13 protein-coding genes are annotated in these 18,854 nt (G+C 59.5%); 8 read left to right on the top strand and 5 right to left on the bottom strand.

Annotation, left to right across the window (positions count from 1 at the left end; genetic code table 11):
* Positions 1-227 precede the first annotated feature (227 nt).
* The 3 genes from ABFT80_RS18720 (at position 228) to ABFT80_RS18730 (ending at position 6,387) form a co-directional block, all read left to right on the top strand.
* On the top strand, positions 228-3,323 hold the full coding sequence (locus ABFT80_RS18720) for a PAS domain S-box protein (RefSeq protein WP_347973452.1): 3,096 nt from the start codon (positions 228-230) through the stop codon (positions 3,321-3,323).
* A 180-nt stretch (positions 3,324-3,503) separates the two neighbouring features.
* Entirely contained in the window at positions 3,504-4,553 is a 1,050-nt protein-coding gene (locus ABFT80_RS18725; protein ID WP_347973453.1) for a Fe(3+) ABC transporter substrate-binding protein, read from the top strand.
* A gap of 124 nt (positions 4,554-4,677) precedes the next feature.
* Complete coding sequence (locus ABFT80_RS18730; protein WP_347973454.1) at positions 4,678-6,387, top strand: ABC transporter permease; 1,710 nt, start codon at positions 4,678-4,680, stop codon at positions 6,385-6,387.
* 264 nt (positions 6,388-6,651) lie between these two features.
* On the opposite strand, the gene ABFT80_RS18735 is transcribed toward ABFT80_RS18730, so the two are convergent.
* Positions 6,652-8,610, bottom strand: a complete 1,959-nt coding sequence (locus ABFT80_RS18735; protein WP_347973455.1) for an acetoacetate--CoA ligase — start codon at positions 8,608-8,610, stop codon at positions 6,652-6,654.
* Between the two features lie 202 nt (positions 8,611-8,812).
* On the opposite strand from ABFT80_RS18735, the gene ABFT80_RS18740 reads away from it, so the two are divergent.
* On the top strand, positions 8,813-10,804 hold the full coding sequence (locus ABFT80_RS18740; RefSeq protein ID WP_347973456.1) for an AsmA family protein: 1,992 nt from the start codon (positions 8,813-8,815) through the stop codon (positions 10,802-10,804).
* Positions 10,805-10,815: 11 nt separating this feature from the next.
* On the opposite strand, the gene ABFT80_RS18745 is transcribed toward ABFT80_RS18740, so the two are convergent.
* Positions 10,816-10,995 carry a hypothetical protein gene (locus tag ABFT80_RS18745; RefSeq protein WP_347973457.1) on the bottom strand — a complete coding sequence of 60 codons (180 nt, stop codon included), beginning with the start codon at positions 10,993-10,995 and terminating at the stop codon, positions 10,816-10,818.
* Between the two features lie 107 nt (positions 10,996-11,102).
* Between ABFT80_RS18745 and rsmI the strand changes: the two genes are divergently transcribed.
* Together rsmI and ABFT80_RS18755 are read left to right on the top strand one after the other, a co-directional pair.
* Positions 11,103-12,008: a 16S rRNA (cytidine(1402)-2'-O)-methyltransferase gene (gene rsmI, locus ABFT80_RS18750; RefSeq protein WP_347973458.1), complete on the top strand. Its 906-nt coding sequence runs from the start codon at positions 11,103-11,105 to the stop codon at positions 12,006-12,008.
* Positions 12,001-12,372, top strand: coding sequence for a YraN family protein (locus ABFT80_RS18755; protein ID WP_347973459.1), 372 nt, complete (start codon positions 12,001-12,003; stop codon positions 12,370-12,372). The genes rsmI and ABFT80_RS18755 overlap by 8 nt, the downstream gene beginning before the upstream one ends.
* 161 nt (positions 12,373-12,533) lie before the next feature.
* On the opposite strand, the gene ABFT80_RS18760 is transcribed toward ABFT80_RS18755, so the two are convergent.
* Positions 12,534-13,904: a cytochrome P450 gene (locus tag ABFT80_RS18760; RefSeq protein WP_347973460.1), complete on the bottom strand. Its 1,371-nt coding sequence runs from the start codon at positions 13,902-13,904 to the stop codon at positions 12,534-12,536.
* Positions 13,905-14,058: 154 nt separating this feature from the next.
* Here ABFT80_RS18760 and ABFT80_RS18765 point away from each other — a divergent pair, with 154 nt between their 5' ends.
* Both ABFT80_RS18765 and gyrB read left to right on the top strand, forming a co-directional pair.
* On the top strand, positions 14,059-14,628 hold the full coding sequence (locus tag ABFT80_RS18765; RefSeq protein WP_347973461.1) for an NADPH-dependent FMN reductase: 570 nt from the start codon (positions 14,059-14,061) through the stop codon (positions 14,626-14,628).
* Positions 14,629-14,785: 157 nt separating this feature from the next.
* On the top strand, positions 14,786-17,260 hold the full coding sequence (gyrB, locus tag ABFT80_RS18770; protein ID WP_347973462.1) for a DNA topoisomerase (ATP-hydrolyzing) subunit B: 2,475 nt from the start codon (positions 14,786-14,788) through the stop codon (positions 17,258-17,260).
* A gap of 12 nt (positions 17,261-17,272) precedes the next feature.
* Here the strand turns inward: gyrB and ABFT80_RS18775 are convergent, their stop codons facing one another.
* Entirely contained in the window at positions 17,273-17,617 is a 345-nt protein-coding gene (locus ABFT80_RS18775; RefSeq protein ID WP_347973463.1) for a hypothetical protein, read from the bottom strand.
* Between the two features lie 10 nt (positions 17,618-17,627).
* The gene (gene coaBC, locus ABFT80_RS18780; protein ID WP_347973464.1) at positions 17,628-18,845 is read right to left on the bottom strand and encodes a bifunctional phosphopantothenoylcysteine decarboxylase/phosphopantothenate--cysteine ligase CoaBC; all 1,218 of its coding nucleotides are present in this window, start codon (positions 18,843-18,845) and stop codon (positions 17,628-17,630) included.
* Positions 18,846-18,854 lie beyond the last annotated feature (9 nt).

Here is an 18,854-nt window from a genome sequence, read left to right on the forward strand (position 1 = left end):
AGGGCGGTCTTCATTGAGCCGCCTCTTGACTGTATGGAACACATATAGACCATTTTGTTGTGCATTGCAATATTTTTGTTGCAGTGCACAAGTTTAGCTTCCCGGATTAACCAAGCCCTTCGATTTAATGCGTTTCTGCCGCTCGTTTCTGGACGGGGCACCCGCAGGCTTGTTATTAATAAACGGTTAAGTTCTAAACGCACCAAAGCTGGGATCGTAGCCTTAGAATGCCATCCGCCTATTCTTTCATCGATGTAGCCATACTCGACGGCGTGCGGGAGCGTTTCGCTGCCGGTGAGGCCGTGGTCGTCTTGTCCATCGATCTGGATCGCATTCTCTGGGCGAATGGTCCGGGCGCGACCCTGTTCGGCTATCCCGACATCGAATCGACGATCGGCGCGGCCTCGCGGCTTTCGCAGCCTGCATTGCGGCAAATACGGGCAACGGCAGGATTTCCCGAAATCGGGCGCGACCGTTCTCTGTCGGTGCGCCTCGCGCGCGGCATGAACAGCCAGGCAATCGCCTTCCGCGCAAGTGCTGTCGAACTGCCGGACGGCGAAAAGGCAATCGTGCTTGCAGTGCCTTCCACCGATCCGAAATTCGTGCGCGCGATTGGCGGTTTCAGTCAGGAAGGCCATTTCGCTGCCTTTGTCGATTCGAACGGCGAGGCAGTGGCCGCGTCCGCCGGGTTTTCGGCGCTGGGCATAGAAAGCGATACGATCAAGGAATTGGTGTCTGAGGCTGGCGATGAACGCGATCGTCTCGCAAAGCGCATCATCAAGGCAAAGAAGGGCAATGTTCCGGCCGGTCTCGCAAGGCTGACCGATGACCCGGCGCTCTATTTCCTCGTCGTCGTGGATGATCCGCAAGAAGAGATCGCGGCTGCTCCGCTCGTGATGGCTGAGCCCATCGAGGCGGCTCCGGCTGAGCCTGCCGTCCCGACATTGAGCGAAAAACCGAAACATGATGGCGGGGATTTTTCCGGCGAAGAACCTGCCCAGCCTGAAACCGTTTCCAAGGTACCGGCGGAAAAGCCGAAGTCCGACCGCCCGGTGCGCTTCACATGGCGCACGGATGCGGAAGGCCGGTTCAGCGACATTTCGCCTGAATTTGCAGATGCTGTCGGCGAGCATGCCGCAGATGTGATCGGCAGGCGGTTCCGCGATGTCGCGACTATCCTCGGTCTAGACCTCAAGGAAGATGTCGCAATTCTGCTCGAGGGGCGCGACACATGGTCGGGCCGTACCATCAAATGGCCGGTCGCCGGCACGAATATGCGCATCCCGGTCGATCTGGCTGCACTTCCGGTCTATGGGCGCGACCGCAATTTCGAGGGCTTTCGCGGCTTCGGTGTTGCGCGGGTTGCGGATGCCGTGGTCGATCCCGAAGCGATCGGCACAGCACTTGTTCCCAATGGAAGCGCGCCGCAGGCTGAGTTCGACGAACCTTCCGTCGAGGAGCCGGAGATCGCGGACCCGTTTCAGGGCGAAGTGCCTGCTCTTTCCATTGAACCGCAGGCCGAGCGGCGCGATGCGGACCGTGTTCTGCGTCTTGCGGAGCATCGCCCGAATGTCAGCGAAAAGGGCGGGCTTTCGCCTGTCGAACGCAATGCGTTTCGCGAGATAGGCGAGCGGCTGAAACGCGAAGGCAGCGCGTCGAAATCATGGAGCCGTCCGGCAGAAGAGCCGCAGCAGGACGAGAGTGAGGCAGCATTTGAAAACGAACGGAAGATCGTTGCCGAAACGCCTGCGCCCGAAACGCCAAAACCTGATGTCGAAGCCGCTGAAAGCCCGCGTGAGATAGCCGAAGAGACGCAGCCGGGCGAACTAGAAGCGCCCGTCTCGACAAATCCCTCCGAGCTTGCCGTACTGGCCACATTGCCGGTTCCGATTCTCATTCATTCTGGTGACACGCTTCATTATGCCAATGCCGAATTTCTTGAGCTGAGCGGCTATTCGTCGGTCGAGGCCCTGAGCGAGGCGGGCGGCCTTGGCGCACTGTTTACCGACCCGTACAATGATGACGTTTCTGCCGACCATAGCCTCGGACTACGCACGCGCGATGGACAGGAATTTCCCATCGAGGCGCTGCTGCGCTCCGTTCCGTGGAATGGCGGCAAGGCTTTGATGCTGGTCGTTCGCCGCAGCGGTGAGGCCGAAGAGGTGGAAGAGCGCAGTTCGCTGCCGTCTGCCGAAGCCATGCAATTGCGCCTTCGTCTGGCGGAGATGCGCACGATCCTCGACACTGCAACCGATGGCGTGGTGCTGATCACGCCGGATGGCATGATCCGCTCGATCAGCAGGCCGGCGGAAGCGCTGTTCGGCTTCGACAATGACGATGTGGCGGGCAAGCCCTTCGTGTCGATGTTTGCCATCGAAAGCCAGCGCGCCGTTACCGATTACATTGGCGGACTTTCCGATCATGGCGTGGCCAGCGTGCTGAACGATGGTCGCGAAGTCATCGGCCGTGAAGCGCAAGGACGCTTCATTCCGCTGTTCCTTTCCATTGGCAAGCTGCCGGATCAGCGCGGTTATTGTGCCGTAGTGCGCGACATCACCCATTGGAAACGTGCCGAGGAAGAGCTGACGCAGTCGCGTGCGCAGGCCGAACGTGCCTCCTCGCAGAAGACGGATTTCCTGGCCCGCGTAAGCCATGAAATCCGCACGCCGCTCAACGCGATCATCGGCTTTTCGGAGCTGATGATGGACGAGAAATTCGGGCCAATCGCCAATGATCGCTATCGCGATTATCTGCGCGACATAAACCGCTCCGGCAATCATGTCCTCGATCTGGTCAATGATCTGCTCGACATATCGAAGATCGAGGCCGGTCAGCAGGAAATGGATTATGAGGCGGTTTCGCTGAATGAGACGCTTCTTGAAATCGTCGCGATGATGCAGCCGCAGGCAAACCGCGAACGCGTCATCATAAGGTCGAGCTTCTCGTCGCGCCTGCCCGATGTGGTCGCAGACCTTCGAAGCGTGCGCCAGATCGCGCTGAATATCCTGTCGAACGCCATTCGCTATACGCAGGCAGGCGGGCAGGTCATCATTTCGACCTCCTATGAACTGTCCGGCGACATCGTCATGCGCGTGCGCGATACGGGCATCGGCATGACGCAGCCTGAGATCGAACAGGCGCTGAAACCCTTCAAGCAGATCAACTCGCTGAAGCGCGCGCGCGGAGATGGCACCGGGCTCGGCCTGCCGCTCACCAAGGCAATGGTCGAGGCAAACAGGGCGCGGTTTATGATCGCATCGACGCCGGGCGAGGGCACTCTCGTAGAAGTGACCTTCCCCTCTACGCGCGTACTTGCCGAATAGCGGCAATTAATCCAGCAAATTCCGCAATATGAGCTAGTTTAGAAGTATTCTAAACTATTGAAATCATTACCTGTTTATCTTGACCTTTTCACTCCATTCCAGCAATAGACGAGTGGCCTCACGAGCAAAGCCCGTCAGCCAGTCCGTAAGAGAGCCTTGAACTCTGTCTAGGAGAGAGACATGACAATTGGAAACGCCCGGTCGAAACTGGCCGGATACGCTGCATTTGCCCTTGCCACTCTGTTTGCAGGCTCCGCCCTCGCAGACGGCACGGTCAATGTCTACACCTATCGCCAGCCCGATCTCATCAAGCCGGTTCTGGATGCTTTCACGCAGGAAACCGGCATCAAGACCGAGGTTCTGTTCCTCGACAAGGGCCTTGAAGAACGCATTCTGGCAGAAGGCCAGAACTCGCCGGCAGACGTCATCATGACGGTCGATATCTCCCGCCTGACGACTGCCAAGGAAAAGGGCATCACGCAGGCCCTCGACGACAGCGTCGTCAACGCCAATATCCCGGCAGAATACCGCGACCCGGAAGGCCATTGGTTCGGCCTCACCAAGCGCGCCCGCGTTGTTTATGCCTCGAAGGATCGCGTCAAGGACACCGCGATCACCTACGCCGATCTGGCCGACCCGAAATGGAAGGGCAAAATCTGCATTCGTTCCGGCCAGCATGATTACAATCTCGCGCTCATCGGCGCCGCAATCTCGCATTGGGGTGCGGAAAAGGCTGAAACCTGGCTGAATGGCGTGAAGGATAATCTCGCTCGCAAGCCCGATGGCGGCGACCGTCCGCAGGCCAAGGCGATCTTCGCTGGCGAATGCGACATTGCGATCGGCAACACCTATTATGTCGGCCTGATGCGCACCAACGAGAAGGACCCGGAAGAAAAGGAATGGGGCAACGCGATCAACGTTATCTTCCCGACCTTTGAAAACGGCCTGACCCACGTCAACATTTCGGGCGCGGCAATCGCCAAGAACGCACCGAACCACGACAATGCGGTCAAGCTCCTGCAGTTCCTGTCGAACCATGAGGCGCAGCAGATCTACGCCGAAAAGAACTACGAATATCCGGTCGAGCCGGGCCTTGAGCCTTCCGAAACCGTCAAGGCTTTCGGCGAGCTGAAGTCCGACACGCTGCCGCTGGTGGAAATCGCCAAGGAGCGTAAGGCAGCTTCCGAGCTGGTCGACAAGGTTCGTTTCGACGACGGCGCGGGCAGCTAACAGCCTGCAAATCTGAAGCGAGAGCCGGGCATGCCCGGCTCTCTGCATATTCGAGCAAAGCAATTCCAGGAAAAGTGTCCCGCAGCTTTTGTCGGGAATTGCGGGAAACGAAACAAAGGTTTGGATGTCCCAAACTTACCCAGCAGATGGTCCCGGTCAGGCCCGCCAAGCCTCTTTCGCGCGCGTAAAGCGTGATAGAAACGGCGGCATGCTGGCGCTTGCGATGGCCATCTGCGCGGTCGTGCTTCTGCCTATTCTGTCACTGGCCTATGTCGCGCTCTCCGGCACGAGTGATGACTGGCCGCATCTGATCGCCCATGTCATTCCCGGCGCAACCCAGACGACGCTCGCGCTGCTGGCGATGGTCGCGATCATGACGTCAGTAGTGGGTGTCACCACCGCATGGCTGGTTGTCAGTTTCGAATTTCCGTTCCGCCGTTTCCTGTCGTGGGCTTTGGTGCTGCCGCTAGCCGTCCCGCCCTATCTGGCGGCTTACGCTTTCGGCGAATTCTTTCACTATACCGGCCCGATCCAGAGCACGATCCGCGAGATTTTCGGCTTTCAGACGATCCGCGATTACTGGTTTCCCGATATTCGCTCGACGGGTGGAGCAGCACTCGTCCTTTCCTCGGTACTTTATCCTTACGTCTATCTGACGACGCGCATCGTGTTCCTCATGCAGGGGCGCAACATCGCCGATGTCGCGCGCACGCTGGGTGCGCGCCCGTCGCGGATTTTCTGGCGTGTGCTTTTGCCCATCGCCCGCCCGGCAATCGTCGCTGGCGTGGCACTGGTGCTGATGGAAACCATCAACGACATCGGCGCGGCTGAATATCTGGGCGTCCGCACCATGACCTTCGCGGTCTATTCGACATGGCTGAACCGGGGCAGTCTTGAAGGGGGCGCACAGATAGCGCTGCTCATGCTGATCATCGTTTTCGTGCTGCTGGTGGCCGAACAATGGGCGCGGCGCAGGCAGCGGTTTCACGCATCGCGCGCAACCCATATGAAGACGCTGCCGCGTCAGACAACGCTTCGCGGCAGGCAATATGCGGCGGCACTCGTCGTGCTGGTTCTGCCGATCCTTGCCGGTTTCGGCATTCCGCTTTTCGTGTTCGGCCGTTATGCGCTGCGCCGCCTCGATCAGTTCGCATCACCCGCTCTGGCAAGCGCCTTCGTAAACAGTGTGATGACGGCGCTTTTCACATCGCTGCTCACCGTGCTTCTGGCGCTTTTCCTCTTGAATGCAGTCCGTATCGCGCGGTCGCACCTTGTCATGGCGACAGTGCGTTTGGCATCCGTTGGCTATGCGCTCCCCGGCGGCATTCTGGGGCTCGGCCTGCTCTTCGTGCTGGCGCGTTTCGACAATGGGCTCGATGCGCTGGCGCGCGAGCATCTCGGCTATTCGACCGGCCTTCTGCTGACGGGCTCGGCATCCGCGGTGGTCATTGCCTGCACGATCCGCTTTCTGGCGCTTGCCGAAAGTGCGGTGCGCTCCGGCATCGAAAAGCTTCCGCCCAATCTCGACGAGGCAGCGAGAAGCCTTGGGCGAACGCCTATGGCAAGCGCGCGAAGCGTACTCCTGCCGCTCCTGAGACCTGCAATTCTTACGGCTTCCGTGCTGGTCTTTGTCGATACGATCAAGGAATTATCCGCGACGATCCTGCTCAGGCCCTTCGGCTTCAACACGCTGGCGACATTCGTCTATGAGAATGCTTCGCGCGGCGTGCCGGAGGATGGCGCAGTTGCGGCCCTGCTCATCATCTTGACGGCGCTGGTGCCGGTGGTGCTGCTGTCGGGTGCGCTCATGCGCGACCGGGATGCGTCGATGTAGGGCGCATGAGGACGATTTAACCCAGCGTCATTCCCCGCAAAGAAAAAGGCGCCAGAGGCGCCTTGGAATTGAGAGTTCTGTGACAACGGGCTTGAGCAAAGCTTCCTCGGGGGACGGTGAGGACGGGATTTCTCCCTCAAGTTGGGAACACTATCGCCCCGATTGCCTTAACAAATCCTTACCCGGATACCGACAAGTTTACGAAATGGTACCATCCCTGAAAACGAGGTAAATTTACCGGTAAGGATTTGTTAGCCATAAATCTCAGTTCGCCAGTGCCGGAATATCCCGGAACAGGTCGAGCGCTTCGGGGTTGGCGAGCGCTTCCTTGTTCTTCACGCCGCGACCGTGAACGATATCGCGCACCGCAAGCTCGGTGATCTTACCGGATTTGGTGCGCGGAATATCCGTCACCGCGACAATCCTTGCCGGCACGTGACGCGGGCTTGCTCCGGTGCGGATTTTGGTGCGAATGGTCTTTTCAAGTGCCTCGTCCAGAGCCACGCCTTCGGCCAGCCGCACGAACAGCACGACGCGAACATCGTCGTCCCAATTCTGCCCGATGCAAAGCGCCTCGACGATTTCGGGAAGTTGCTCGACCTGATTGTAGATTTCGGCAGTGCCGATGCGCACACCGCCGGGGTTCAGCGTCGCATCCGAGCGGCCATGAATGACAATGCCGCCATGCTCGGTCCATTCGGCGAAATCGCCATGGCACCAGATATTGTCGAAACGTTCGAAATAGGCCGAATGGTACTTTGCGCCGTCCGGGTCGTTCCAGAAGCCGACGGGCATTGCCGGAAACGCTTTGGCGCAGACCAGTTCGCCCTTTTCCTGCCGCACCGGCCGAGCGTCGTCGTCCCACACATCGACTGCCATGCCGAGGCCCGCCGCCTGTATCTCGCCCGACCAGACAGGAAGTGTCGGCACGCCCAGCACGAAACAGGAAACGATGTCGGTGCCGCCCGAAATCGAGGCCAGATGCACATCCTTCTTGATGCCGTCATAGACAAACTGAAAACCTTCGGGCGATAGCGGCGAGCCGGTCGAGGACACGGTGCGCACGCTGGACAGATCATGCGTATCGATGGGGCGCAACTCTGCCTTGCGTACGGAATCGATGAATTTCGCCGAAGTGCCGAAATAGGTCATCTTTTCAGCCTGCGCATAGTCGAACAGCACGTTTCCGTCCGGGTAGAAGGGCGAGCCGTCGTAAAGCAGAAGCGTGGCATTCGCCGCCAGCCCGGAAACCAGCCAGTTCCACATCATCCAGCCGCAGGTCGAGAAGTAGAAGACCCGGTCGCCTTCACCGATTCCCGCATGCAGACGGTGTTCCTTGACGTGCTGAAGCAGCGTGCCGCCGGCCGAATGTACGATGCATTTCGGAATGCCGGTCGTGCCTGATGAAAACAGGATGTAAAGCGGGTGCGAGAAGGGCAGGTGTTCGAAAGTCAGCGGCTCTTCCGCAATGGCGGCAATCGCCTGGCTGAAAGGCTCGGCGCGGTCGATGCCCGCCGCGACCTCTTCCGCCTTGCCGAGATAGTCGACGATCAACGCCTTTTTCACGGTCGGCAGCTTTTCCAGGACCGTTTTGATCTTGCCCGCCACATCGATCGGCTTGCCATTGTACCAATAGCCGTCCGGCGCGATGAAAATGACGGGTTCGATCTGGCCGAAACGGTCCAATACGCCCTGTTCGCCGAAATCGGGCGAGCAGGAAGACCAGATTGCACCGATTGAAGCCGTCGCCAGCATCGCCGCAATGGTTTCGGGCATGTTCGGCATCATCGCCGCAATGCGGTCGCCTTTTTTGACGCCAGCCAGGACGAATAATTGCTGCAGCTTGGAAACCTGCTCACGCAATGCATCCCAGGACATGCGGCGCTCGACCTTGTCTTCGCCGCGAAACACCAGCGCGTCGTCCGATCCGGTCTTTTTCAGAAGGTTTTCCGCGTAATTCAGCTTCGAACCCGGGAAAAATGCGGCGCCGGGCATCTTGTCGCCGTTGGCCAGCACGGTTTTTCCCTTTTCACCGACGATGCCGCAGAAATCCCAGACCAGATCCCAGAACGCTTCGCGATCTTCGATGGACCAGCGATGCAGCGCCGCATAGTCGGCAAATCGTATGCCGGTCCTGCCCTCGGCCTCCGCGGTAAACGCGCTGATAGGCGCTGCCGCGATCTGCTGTTTCGACGGGGTCCATAAGGGAGTGCTGGCAACCACGATTTTTCCTCCTGCTTTTCGCGATTGTTTATGCATATTGCGGTGCAGCGGAGCAAGATACACTTCACGGCGTGCATCTGCTGTGCGCAAATGCCTTGCCCGGGCCACAAAGTCTTGAAATGCGGTGGTTGTGGGATAAACCCGATATTGGGCAATCGGCGGTCGCATAAACGACGTGGTCGGCCCGGATGGATAGGACACGATGCCATCAAGGCTGTTAAGGCGTATTATCTGGACGGTGATCGGCGTATTCGTCGTGGCGGGCTTTGTCGTGGGCGCGTTGCCGATCATAGCTTCGACGCAAATCGTTCGAGATCGCATCGCGCTGGAGATGGGCGCGCTGCTTGGCCTGCGCGTCACCATCGACAAAACGCCTGAAATAGAAGTCTGGCCGACATTCCGTGCGACGCTGACCGATGTGAAGCTTGGCCGCTGGGGTGAGCCGGACGCGCCACCTGTGGTTGCGGCCGATCGTGTGGAAATCGAATTGTCGGCATTGGCCGCTTTGCGCGGCGATGTCGTGTTCTCGCGCTCGCGAATGACACGCCCGACCTTACGCGTCGAAAAGACCGAGGGCGGCTATTATCTCCCGCAGCTTCCCGGTTATGGGCGCCTGGCCCGCGCGGTCGATGCAACGCGCAATACGCTCAAGGACAACCCCAACCCGGATTCGTCCAATCTGCCGTCGGACGAATTCGGCGCGGTCGAGGTCAATGACGGCCGCGTCATAACCACTGGCGATGATGGAAAAGACCAGCAGCTCGTTACCGGCATCGCCGGCACGCTGGATTGGCCCGCACTCAATCGCGGCATTACCTCATCGGTCAAAGGTATCTGGCACGGCGAAAGCGTCTCGGTCGATGTCTCGTCCGACAGGCCGCTTGTTTTGTTTGCCGGGGGTGCCGCTCCGCTGAAATTTGCCTTCAACTCTGCGCCAGCCACGGCGAGTTTCGATGGCACCGCCGCCATCTCCGAAAAGCCCTATATCGAAGGTCAGGCAAAATTTGCCGCGCAATCGCTGCGGCGCATGCTCGAATGGTCGGAAGTCGGCATTTCGCCGGGTGTCGCGATCGGTTCAGTCAGCGTTTCCAGCACGATCAGCGGCTCTGGCAAGCGCATCAAACTCGACAACACCGAAATCGCGCTGGACGGCAATGCGGGCGTCGGTGTCCTTGAGCTTTCGCTGGCTGACGTCATTCCGTCGATTTCGGGGACGCTCGCTTTCCAAAACCTCGACATGCGCTCGTTTCTCTCGACATTCACCCCGCAAGGCACGATTTCGGAAAGCGGGGCAAATGATCCGATACCGAGCCTTGCCGACAGCGCCAATCTCGATCTGAGACTGTCGGCTGCCCGCGCAAATGCCGGAAGCATCACGCTTTCGGATGTTGCTGCCGCAGCACAGGTTAAGGGCGGACTTGCCGTTTTCGATATTAGTGACGCGACCGCATTCGGCGGGACAATTCAGGCAAGCGTACGCTTCGACCGCAAGCCGGAAGGCACGCAATCTGAAATCCGTCTCCTGGCATCGGATATCGACGGCGGCGATTTCGGCAAGATGGCAGGCATGAGCAGGATTTTCCCCGTCGCCAAGGGCACGGTGTCCGTGATGCTCAAGGGGCCGGGCCGTACCTGGGACTCGATCCTCGAGCGTGCGGATGGTTCGATTTCGGCCAATTTTGGCGCGGGCTTGATTCCCGGTCTGGATCTCGATGGATTTTTGAAGCGCAGTGCGGCAGGCGGGTTCTTCTCGCTCGACGAAGTGTCGAATGGCGACCTCAAGATCGACGGGTTCGAACTCAAGGCGATAATTTCCAATGGCGTCGCGCGGATCGAGAAGGCGCAGGCCAAATCCGGCAAGCGGCTTTTGTGGCTGTCCGGCATCGTTCCTTATGTCGGTCGCGGTTTGGCGCTTTCGGGCGGTATAGGCCCCATAGTGCCGCCAGCGCCGCCCCCGGCACCTGCGCCGGTCGAAACTCCGCCGCTTCAGGAGCAGCCTACAGGTGACGGCGAGGGACAGACAGCGCAAGAGGCAACGCCCCAGCCGCCAGCGCAGCCGCAGCAGCCTAGCCCGGCTGTGACCGCAGACAGCGAGCCGCAGCCTCTGCCGAGATCTGAAGCATCGTTCTTTGTCGGCGGGTCATGGAACGCACCGTTCATATCGCCGATCACGCCTATAACGCCGCTGCAGTGAACGGACAGAGATTATTGCGCTTGATCTGGATGGCGTGATTTATCGTCGGAAACGGGCGATTTTTCATCCGCCGTTTCTCGTTCGGCACTCTTTTTCTGCCAGAAATCATCCGGTTTCTTCGAGGTATTCGATTTGTAGCCGGATTTTCCGTCGTAATACGGCTCGAAAACGTCCTGATGTGCGAGCGTCATGGCTTTCTCCCGTAGATGGACGATAAACGGCAGGCAGCCATTTCCGTTCCGCAGATTTGGCTTCATCGGCGCTTTGCAACGCTCGGTCTGCCGTGCGAAGAACGCTTATGATGCACGAGCAAAACAACGACAGACGCACATTCATGGTCGGCCAGGGCGAGATCGTCGCGCGTCCGCTGGATGCAGCACTTTATCTGGTCGCAACCCCCATCGGAAATCTCGGCGACATCACCTTGCGGGCGCTTGAAACGCTGGCTGGATGCGACGTGCTGGCCTGTGAGGACACGCGCGTTACCCGCGTGCTGCTCGACCGTTACGGCATTCGCCAGCGCCCGATCGCCTATCATGAGCACAATGCGGGCGAGGCGGGTCCGAGACTGATCGAGGCGCTTCAATCGGGGCGCAGCGTGGCGCTCGTCTCGGATGCAGGCACGCCGCTTGTGTCGGACCCCGGCTTCCGGCTGGTTGGGCAGGCACAGGAAGCAGGCATCCGCGTCATTCCGATACCCGGACCTTCTGCCGTTCTGGCAGCATTGACTGCGTCCGGCCTGCCTTCTGATGCCTTCATGTTCGCCGGGTTCCTGCCGGTCAAGGATGGGCAGCGCCGCTCGCGCCTTGAAGCCTTGAAGGCGGTTCCGGCAACGCTGATTTTCTTCGAATCGCCGCGTCGCCTCGACGATACGCTTGTCGCAATGGCCGATGTGTTCGGCGAACGCGCAGCCGCAATAGGGCGTGAATTGACCAAGACTTTCGAGGAAATGCGGACCGGCTCTCTGCAGGAGCTTTCGGAGCATTATTCGAAAGCTGACACGCCCAAGGGCGAAATCGTGATCTGTGTCGGCCCTTCGACCGAAAAGGCCGAAACGCCGGAAGACATTGACCGCCTGCTGCTTTCGCTTTCCTCGGAAATGTCTGCGTCAAAGGCGGCAGGCGAGGCCGCCAAGATGACCGGCGGGCATAAGCAGGCGCTTTATCGCCGACTGCTGGAACTGAAAGAAAGCGCCGATGGCTGACGCGCTTTCGCGTCGACAAGCACACCGCCGCGGCCATCGTGGCGAATGGCTGGCATCCCTTGCCTTGATGGTGAAAGGCTACCGCATCGTCGCGCGCCGATACCGCACGCGGCTCGGCGAAATCGACCTGATAGCGCGGCGCGGCAATCTCGTTCTGATCGTCGAGGTGAAGGTTCGCAAGACGCTCATCGAGGCGATGGACGCACTCGCCCATCAATCCGAACGGCGCATCGAAAATGCCGCCGATCTATGGCTCGCCCGCCAGCCGGATCATGCCCGGCTTTCGATGCGGTTCGACATGGTGGCCGTGTTGCCACGCCGCTGGCCGGTCCATGTCGAAAACGCGTTTTACGGTCGAAATTAGACTACGCATTGGTGAAAACAGCCCCTCACCCTTACCCTCTCCCCGTGAAGAACGGGGAGAGGGGGACGTGAACGTTGCGGTCAGCCTCCTTCTCCCCGTCCTTTACGGGGAGAAGGTCGCGGCAGCGGGATGAGGGGCAAGGCCGCAGCTTCGGAAGCGGTCTACCGCTTGCTCACGCGCATCGGCAGACCGCCTTGCGGCTGCGTTGTCAGCTTCTGAACCGGCCAGGGCTTTGTTTCATCGGTCGTGTCGAAGCGGAAGCGCGACATTAGCACGGCAAGCGAGATGATCGCCTCCTGCATGGCAAAGCTCGCGCCTATGCATACGCGCGGACCGGCGCCGAATGGCAGATATTGATAACGGTCGATGCTGTCGCGGTTTTCGGGATGAAAGCGCGACGGCATGAATGCATCCGGCCTGTCCCACAGCTTACGATGGCGATGCACGGTCCACGGCATGACCAGGACCTGCGCGCCCTTGACGATTTTCAGGTCACCCCATTGCTCGGTTTCGATGGGTTCTCGGTTGATCGAAGGCGCTGGCGGAAACAGCCGCAAAGCTTCCTCGAAGGCGGCGCGCGTCAGCGGCATCGCGTCGAGCCATTTCGTCGGATCGGGCTCAGTGGCAAGCACCGCGTCGATTTCCTGCTCGATGGCTTCGCGCTCCCAAGGCGCTTCGGCAAGACAGTAGATCGTCCAGCCGAGTGCGCGCGCGGTCGTTTCGTGTCCGGCACCGATGAAGGTAATGATGTTGTCTTCGATTTCGCCGCGCGTCAGCCCATCCGGGCCTTCGGCGCGCAGAAGCAGGGTCAGGAAATCTTCCGGCACGTTGTCGGGGTCTTTTTTAAGCCTTTCACTGCGCATCTCCATCGTGTCGGACACGATCTTGCGAAAATAGGCCATGGTCTTGCGCCCGCGCAGGCGCGTGATGCGCGGCATCCAATCTGGCGCGCGCAGAAGATCGAGCGGATCAACGCGACCCATCGTTTCGAACAAATGATCGATTTCCTTTGCAAAACTGCCCGGTTCACCTGCAATTTCGCCGGAAAAGAGCGTTTCGGCCAGAATATCGTAGGTCAGCATCGTCATGTCGTGCGCGACATCGACGCTTCCGCTCAAATCCTCATACCGGTTCACGAATTCCTGCGTCCGGCGCAGCATAGGTTCCGCGAAACCGAAAATGTGGCGCGGGGTGAAGACGGGCGCCATGGCCTTGCGCGAGCGTTTCCAGACGGTGCCTTCGGCAGTCAGCAGGCCATCGCGCAGGATCGGCCGCAGGATTTTCTGGCGCACGGTCGCCATGCGGTAGTTCTTCGCATTGTCGACCAGAATGTGCCGGATGAGCTTGGGATCATTGGCGATAACCAGCGGCCCGCCAATGCCGGAAACGGAAATATAAGGCTCGTTGTAGGAAGGCTCGCCCCATAATTCGAGCGGATTTCGATAAACGATCCTTATCATCTCCAGCGTGGACGGCGGAGAAGTCCTCGGGGTCGGTGCAGGCGGCACGAAAGGGCGGGGCTTGGTGTCCATACGGGCTCCATTGTCCACCTCTATCTAGGCAAGGGGAGCGGCTGCGTCCACACAGTTACCCGAAAGTGCCTTCTTGCGCGCAGATGCGCAGCGATTATGTGGACGGTCACCAAAAGTTACCCCCCGTATTCTCAAGCATATCAAGGAGACAATTTTGAAGCACAGGCTCAACATCATCATCGCCAGCACGCGCCCCGGCCGGGTAGGCCCGGTCTTCGCAAAATGGTTCGAAGGCGTGGCGCGCGAGCATGGCAAGTTCGAGCCGGTTCTGGTCGATCTGGCGGATTACGATCTGCCATTGTTCAATGAGCCCAGGCATCCGCGTTTCGCGGATTATCAGCACGACCACACGAAAAAGTGGTCGGAAACGATCAAGGCAGGCGACGCATTCGTATTCGTCACGCCCGAATACAATTACTTCGCACCACCCGCGCTGGTAAACGCGATCACCTATCTTTCAACGGAATGGAACTACAAACCGGCAGGCTTCGTCAGCTATGCAGGCATTTCGGGCGGAACGCGCGCGGTGCAGACCGAGAAGCAGCTTTTGAGCGGTTTGAAGGTCGTCGGAATACCGGAAGGCGTCGCCATTCCGAACTTCGCGGCCTTCATAAACGAGGATGGCGTGTTCACGCCGAACGAGCTTATCAACGCCGGAACGAAGCCGATGCTCGACGAGCTTTATCGCTGGAGCAGCGCGCTTCGCACGATCCGCGAAGGCTGATGCGCAGGCAGCGGGGCAGAGCGGCTGCTTTTCCCCGCTGAAATGGCCGGAAAGCTTGGAAAATCAGGCCGGAACGCCTATATCTGAGGTCTATGGAGGCGTGCGATTCGAAGTTTTCCTGCGCGCCTCTTCAAAGACAATCAGACGAAAGCAATTCATGAGCGATCAGTCCGAAAACATCCCCGGCGGAAACGCCGAATATGGCGCCGATTCCATCAAGGTACTCAAGGGGTTGGATGCTGTCCGCAAACGCCCCGGCATGTATATCGGCGACACGGACGATGGTTCGGGCCTGCATCACATGGTCTACGAAGTCGTCGATAATGCGATCGACGAATCGCTGGCAGGCCATGCCGATCTCGTTTCCGTGACGCTTAATCCCGATGGCTCTGTCACCGTGATCGACAATGGCCGCGGAATTCCGACCGATATCCACACCGGCGAAGGCATTTCGGCTGCCGAAGTCATCATGACGCAGCTTCACGCTGGCGGTAAGTTCGACCAGAATTCCTACAAGGTTTCCGGCGGTCTGCACGGCGTCGGTGTCTCGGTGGTGAACGCTCTGTCCGGCTGGCTGAAGCTGAAAGTCCGCCGCAACGGCAATGTCCACGAGATGAGCTTTACCCACGGCAATGCCGATGCTCCGCTCGCCATCACCGGCAGCTATGTGGAAAACAAGCAGCCCGGCACCAATGAAGGCCGCAGCGGCACGGAGATCACCTTCTTCCCGTCTGCCGAGACGTTCACCATGATCGACTTCGATTATGGCACGCTGGAGCATCGTCTGCGCGAACTGGCCTTCCTGAATTCGGGCGTGCGCATCGTTCTCACCGACAAGCGCCATGCCGACATCAAGGTTCAGGAACTGCTCTATGAGGGCGGGCTTGAAGAGTTCGTCAAATATCTCGATCGCGCCAAGAAGCCGCTGATCGAAAAGCCTATCGCCATCAAATCCGAGCGTGACGGCATCACCGTTGAAGTCGCAATGTGGTGGAATGACAGCTACCACGAAAACGTGCTGGCCTTCACCAACAACATCCCGCAGCGCGACGGCGGCACGCACCTTGCCGGTTTCCGTGGCGCGCTGACGCGTCAGGTGACGGGCTATGCCGAATCTTCCGGCATCTCCAAGAAAGAAAAGGTATCGATCACCGGCGACGACAGCCGCGAAGGGCTGACGGCGGTTCTTTCAGTGAAAGTGCCGGATCCGAAATTCTCCTCGCAGACCAAGGACAAGCTGGTTTCCTCCGAAGTGCGCCCGGTGGTCGAAAGCCTCGTCAACGATGCGCTCGGCACATGGTTCGAGGAACACCCGGCTGAGGCGAAGATACTTATCGCCAAGGTGGTCGAGGCCGCTGCTGCCCGTGAAGCCGCCCGCAAGGCGCGCGAACTGACCCGCCGCAAAGGTGTTCTGGACATCTCCTCCTTGCCCGGCAAGCTAGCCGACTGCCAGGAGCGCGATCCGGCCAAGTCCGAAATCTTCATCGTCGAGGGTGACTCCGCAGGCGGCTCCGCAAAGGGCGGCCGCTCGCGCCAGAACCAGGCGATCCTGCCGCTGCGCGGTAAGATCCTGAACGTCGAGCGAGCCCGTTTCGACCGTATGCTCGGCTCGGACATGATCGGCACGCTGATCATGGCTCTCGGCACGTCGATCGGCAAAGACGAGTTCAACGCCGACAAGCTGCGCTACCACAAGATCATCATCATGACCGACGCTGACGTCGACGGGGCGCATATTCGCACGCTGCTGTTGACGTTCTTCTTCCGTCAGATGCCGGAACTGATCGAGCGCGGGCATCTCTATATCGCCCAGCCGCCGCTCTATAAGGTCAGCCGGGGCAAAAGCTCGCAATACATCAAGGACGAGAGCGCTTTCGAGACGTTCCTCATCGATTCCGGTCTGGACGATGCGTCGCTTTCCATGTCCTCCGGCGAGGTCCGTATGGGGCGCGATCTGCGTGCCGCCGTCGAAGACGCGCTGGCGGTTCGCACGCTGATCAACGGATTGCACACGCGCTACAATCGTGCGGTTGTCGAGCAGGCCGCGATTGCGGGCGCGCTCAACCCGGCAATCGTGGAAGACCTCGGCCGAGCCGACGCCATGGCGCAGACCATCGCCGGACGTCTCGATGCGGTTGCCGAAGATATCGAGCGTGGCTGGACCGGCCGCACCTCGACCTCCAATGAAGGCCCCGGCGGGTTCATTTTCGAACGCACCATTCGCGGCGTCAAAGAAGTCGCCCATCTCGACATGGCGCTGCTGAATTCGGCCGATGCGCGCGCGCTGGACCGTTATTCGACGCGTCTTGGCGAAGTCTATGCGCTTCCGCCGGTTCTGCGCCGCCGCGAGGTCAATGAGACGATTGCAGGCCCAATGGCGCTGCTCGACGCGATCTTCGCCTCAGGCCGCAAGGGTCTGACCATGCAGCGATACAAGGGTCTTGGCGAAATGAACGCCGAGCAGCTTTGGGAAACCACGCTGGACCCGAATGTGCGCTCGCTGCTGCAGGTTAGGGTCAACGATGCGACTGATGCCGATTCACTGTTCTCGAGGCTGATGGGCGACGACGTGGAACCGCGCCGCGACTTCATTCAGGAAAACGCGCTCTCGGTGGCCAATCTCGACGTTTGATGGGGTTGCGATTCATAGCAGCAAAACCAGAACCAGCCAGGCTGCTGCACCCATCTTTGCCGTAGACGCAAAAGCACCGCCGCTCATGCCGGCGGTGCGCCATACTGAAAAGCACAGGAAGATATTGTAGGGCGTCGGCGAGAAGAACATCACCAGCGCGACCCAAAGCGGCGCTTTGAAACCGAGCGCCAGCAATGACGCGACGGTCGTCGCGATGTTGAGCGCGCTTCCGATCAGAACCATATCGCGCCAGAAAAGCGTCTTCAGCGGCACGAAACCATGCCAGCGCAAACCGAAAAAACCGAGTTTGTGGTCGGTTTTGGCCCGAATTTCATCTCTGTCTACGGGCGCGGACATGAAATGTTGCCTAGGTTTCGACGGTTTCGAGGCGTTTTGCCACCAGATACGCCAATTTCTCGGCGACTTCTTCCTTGGTCATGTCCGGCCATTCCTCGACGCTGGAGCGCGACACGATCCGAACGCGGTTGCGGTCGCCGCCCATGACGCCGCTTTCCGCGCTCACATCATTGGCGACAATGAAATCGGCACCCTTCTTGTTGAGCTTTGCCTGCGCGTTTTCGATGACGTTCTGGGTTTCGGCGGCGAAGCCAACGACCAGAAACGGTCGTTTCTCATGATGTCCAATCCCGGCAAGAATGTCGGGATTTTCGACCATCGAAAGGCTCGGCGGGCCGTCTGCCGCGGCCTTCTTTATCTTCTGGCCGGAGGCGCTTTCGGTGCGCCAGTCGGCGACCGCCGCGACCATGATCGCCGCGTCCGCAGGCAAAAGCTGCTCCACAGCTTTTTTCATTTCACGCGCCGTTTCGACATGGTGCGTTTTGACGCCCGCAGGATCTGGAATGGAAACCGGCCCCGATACGAGGTGAACATCCGCGCCGAGCTTTGCCAGCGCTGCCGCAATCGCGTGGCCCTGCTTGCCCGAAGAGCGATTGGCGATGTAGCGCACCGGATCGATCGGCTCATGGGTCGGTCCCGATGTGAGGATGATCTTACGGCCTGCAAGCAACGCAGGCGTCTTGTTGAGCAAGGCCTCGATTGCCGCAACGATTTCGAGCGGCTCGGCCATCCGTCCTTCGCCGGCCTCGTTGCTTTCGGCCATTTCACCCTTGTTGGGTCCGACGAAATTTACGCCGTCTTGCCTGAGCGTGTCGCGATTGCGGCGTGTCGCGGGGTGGTTCCACATTGCCGGGTTCATTGCGGGCGCCATCAGCACCTTCTTGTCAGTCGCCAGCAAGGTCGTCGATGCAAGATCGTTTGCGTGGCCGTTCGCAAGTTTTGCCATGAGGTCGGCAGTCGCGGGCGCAACGACAATCAAATCCGCCTCGCGTGACAGCCTGATATGCCCAACATCATGCTCGTCATGCCGGTCGAACAAGTTTGTAAACACATGATCGGCGGTCAATGCACCAACCGATAGCGGCGTCACGAAATGCTGCGCCGCTTCCGTCATCACCGCGCGCACCGAGGCACCGCGCTCGCGTAGCCTGCGGATGAGGTCGAGGCATTTATAGGCAGCAATACCACCTCCGATGATGAGCAGGATGCGCTTTTGCGAAAGGCTCATAATGTCTGC

Origin of the sequence: Foliimonas ilicis (genome assembly GCF_039939195.1) — a bacterium.
Taxonomy (GTDB): Bacteria; Pseudomonadota; Alphaproteobacteria; order Rhizobiales; family Rhizobiaceae; genus Foliimonas; species Foliimonas ilicis.

Coding starts and splice junctions, on each gene's coding strand:
- ABFT80_RS18720 (WP_347973452.1), top strand. CDS start 228: ATGCCATCCGCCTATTCTTTCATCGATGTAGCCATACTCGACGGCGTG.
- ABFT80_RS18725 (WP_347973453.1), top strand. CDS start 3,504: ATGACAATTGGAAACGCCCGGTCGAAACTGGCCGGATACGCTGCATTT.
- ABFT80_RS18730 (WP_347973454.1), top strand. CDS start 4,678: ATGTCCCAAACTTACCCAGCAGATGGTCCCGGTCAGGCCCGCCAAGCC.
- ABFT80_RS18740 (WP_347973456.1), top strand. CDS start 8,813: ATGCCATCAAGGCTGTTAAGGCGTATTATCTGGACGGTGATCGGCGTA.
- ABFT80_RS18745 (WP_347973457.1), bottom strand. CDS start 10,995: ATGACGCTCGCACATCAGGACGTTTTCGAGCCGTATTACGACGGAAAA.
- rsmI (WP_347973458.1), top strand. CDS start 11,103: ATGATGCACGAGCAAAACAACGACAGACGCACATTCATGGTCGGCCAG.
- ABFT80_RS18755 (WP_347973459.1), top strand. CDS start 12,001: ATGGCTGACGCGCTTTCGCGTCGACAAGCACACCGCCGCGGCCATCGT.
- ABFT80_RS18760 (WP_347973460.1), bottom strand. CDS start 13,904: ATGGACACCAAGCCCCGCCCTTTCGTGCCGCCTGCACCGACCCCGAGG.
- gyrB (WP_347973462.1), top strand. CDS start 14,786: ATGAGCGATCAGTCCGAAAACATCCCCGGCGGAAACGCCGAATATGGC.
- ABFT80_RS18775 (WP_347973463.1), bottom strand. CDS start 17,617: ATGTCCGCGCCCGTAGACAGAGATGAAATTCGGGCCAAAACCGACCAC.
- coaBC (WP_347973464.1), bottom strand. CDS start 18,845: ATGAGCCTTTCGCAAAAGCGCATCCTGCTCATCATCGGAGGTGGTATT.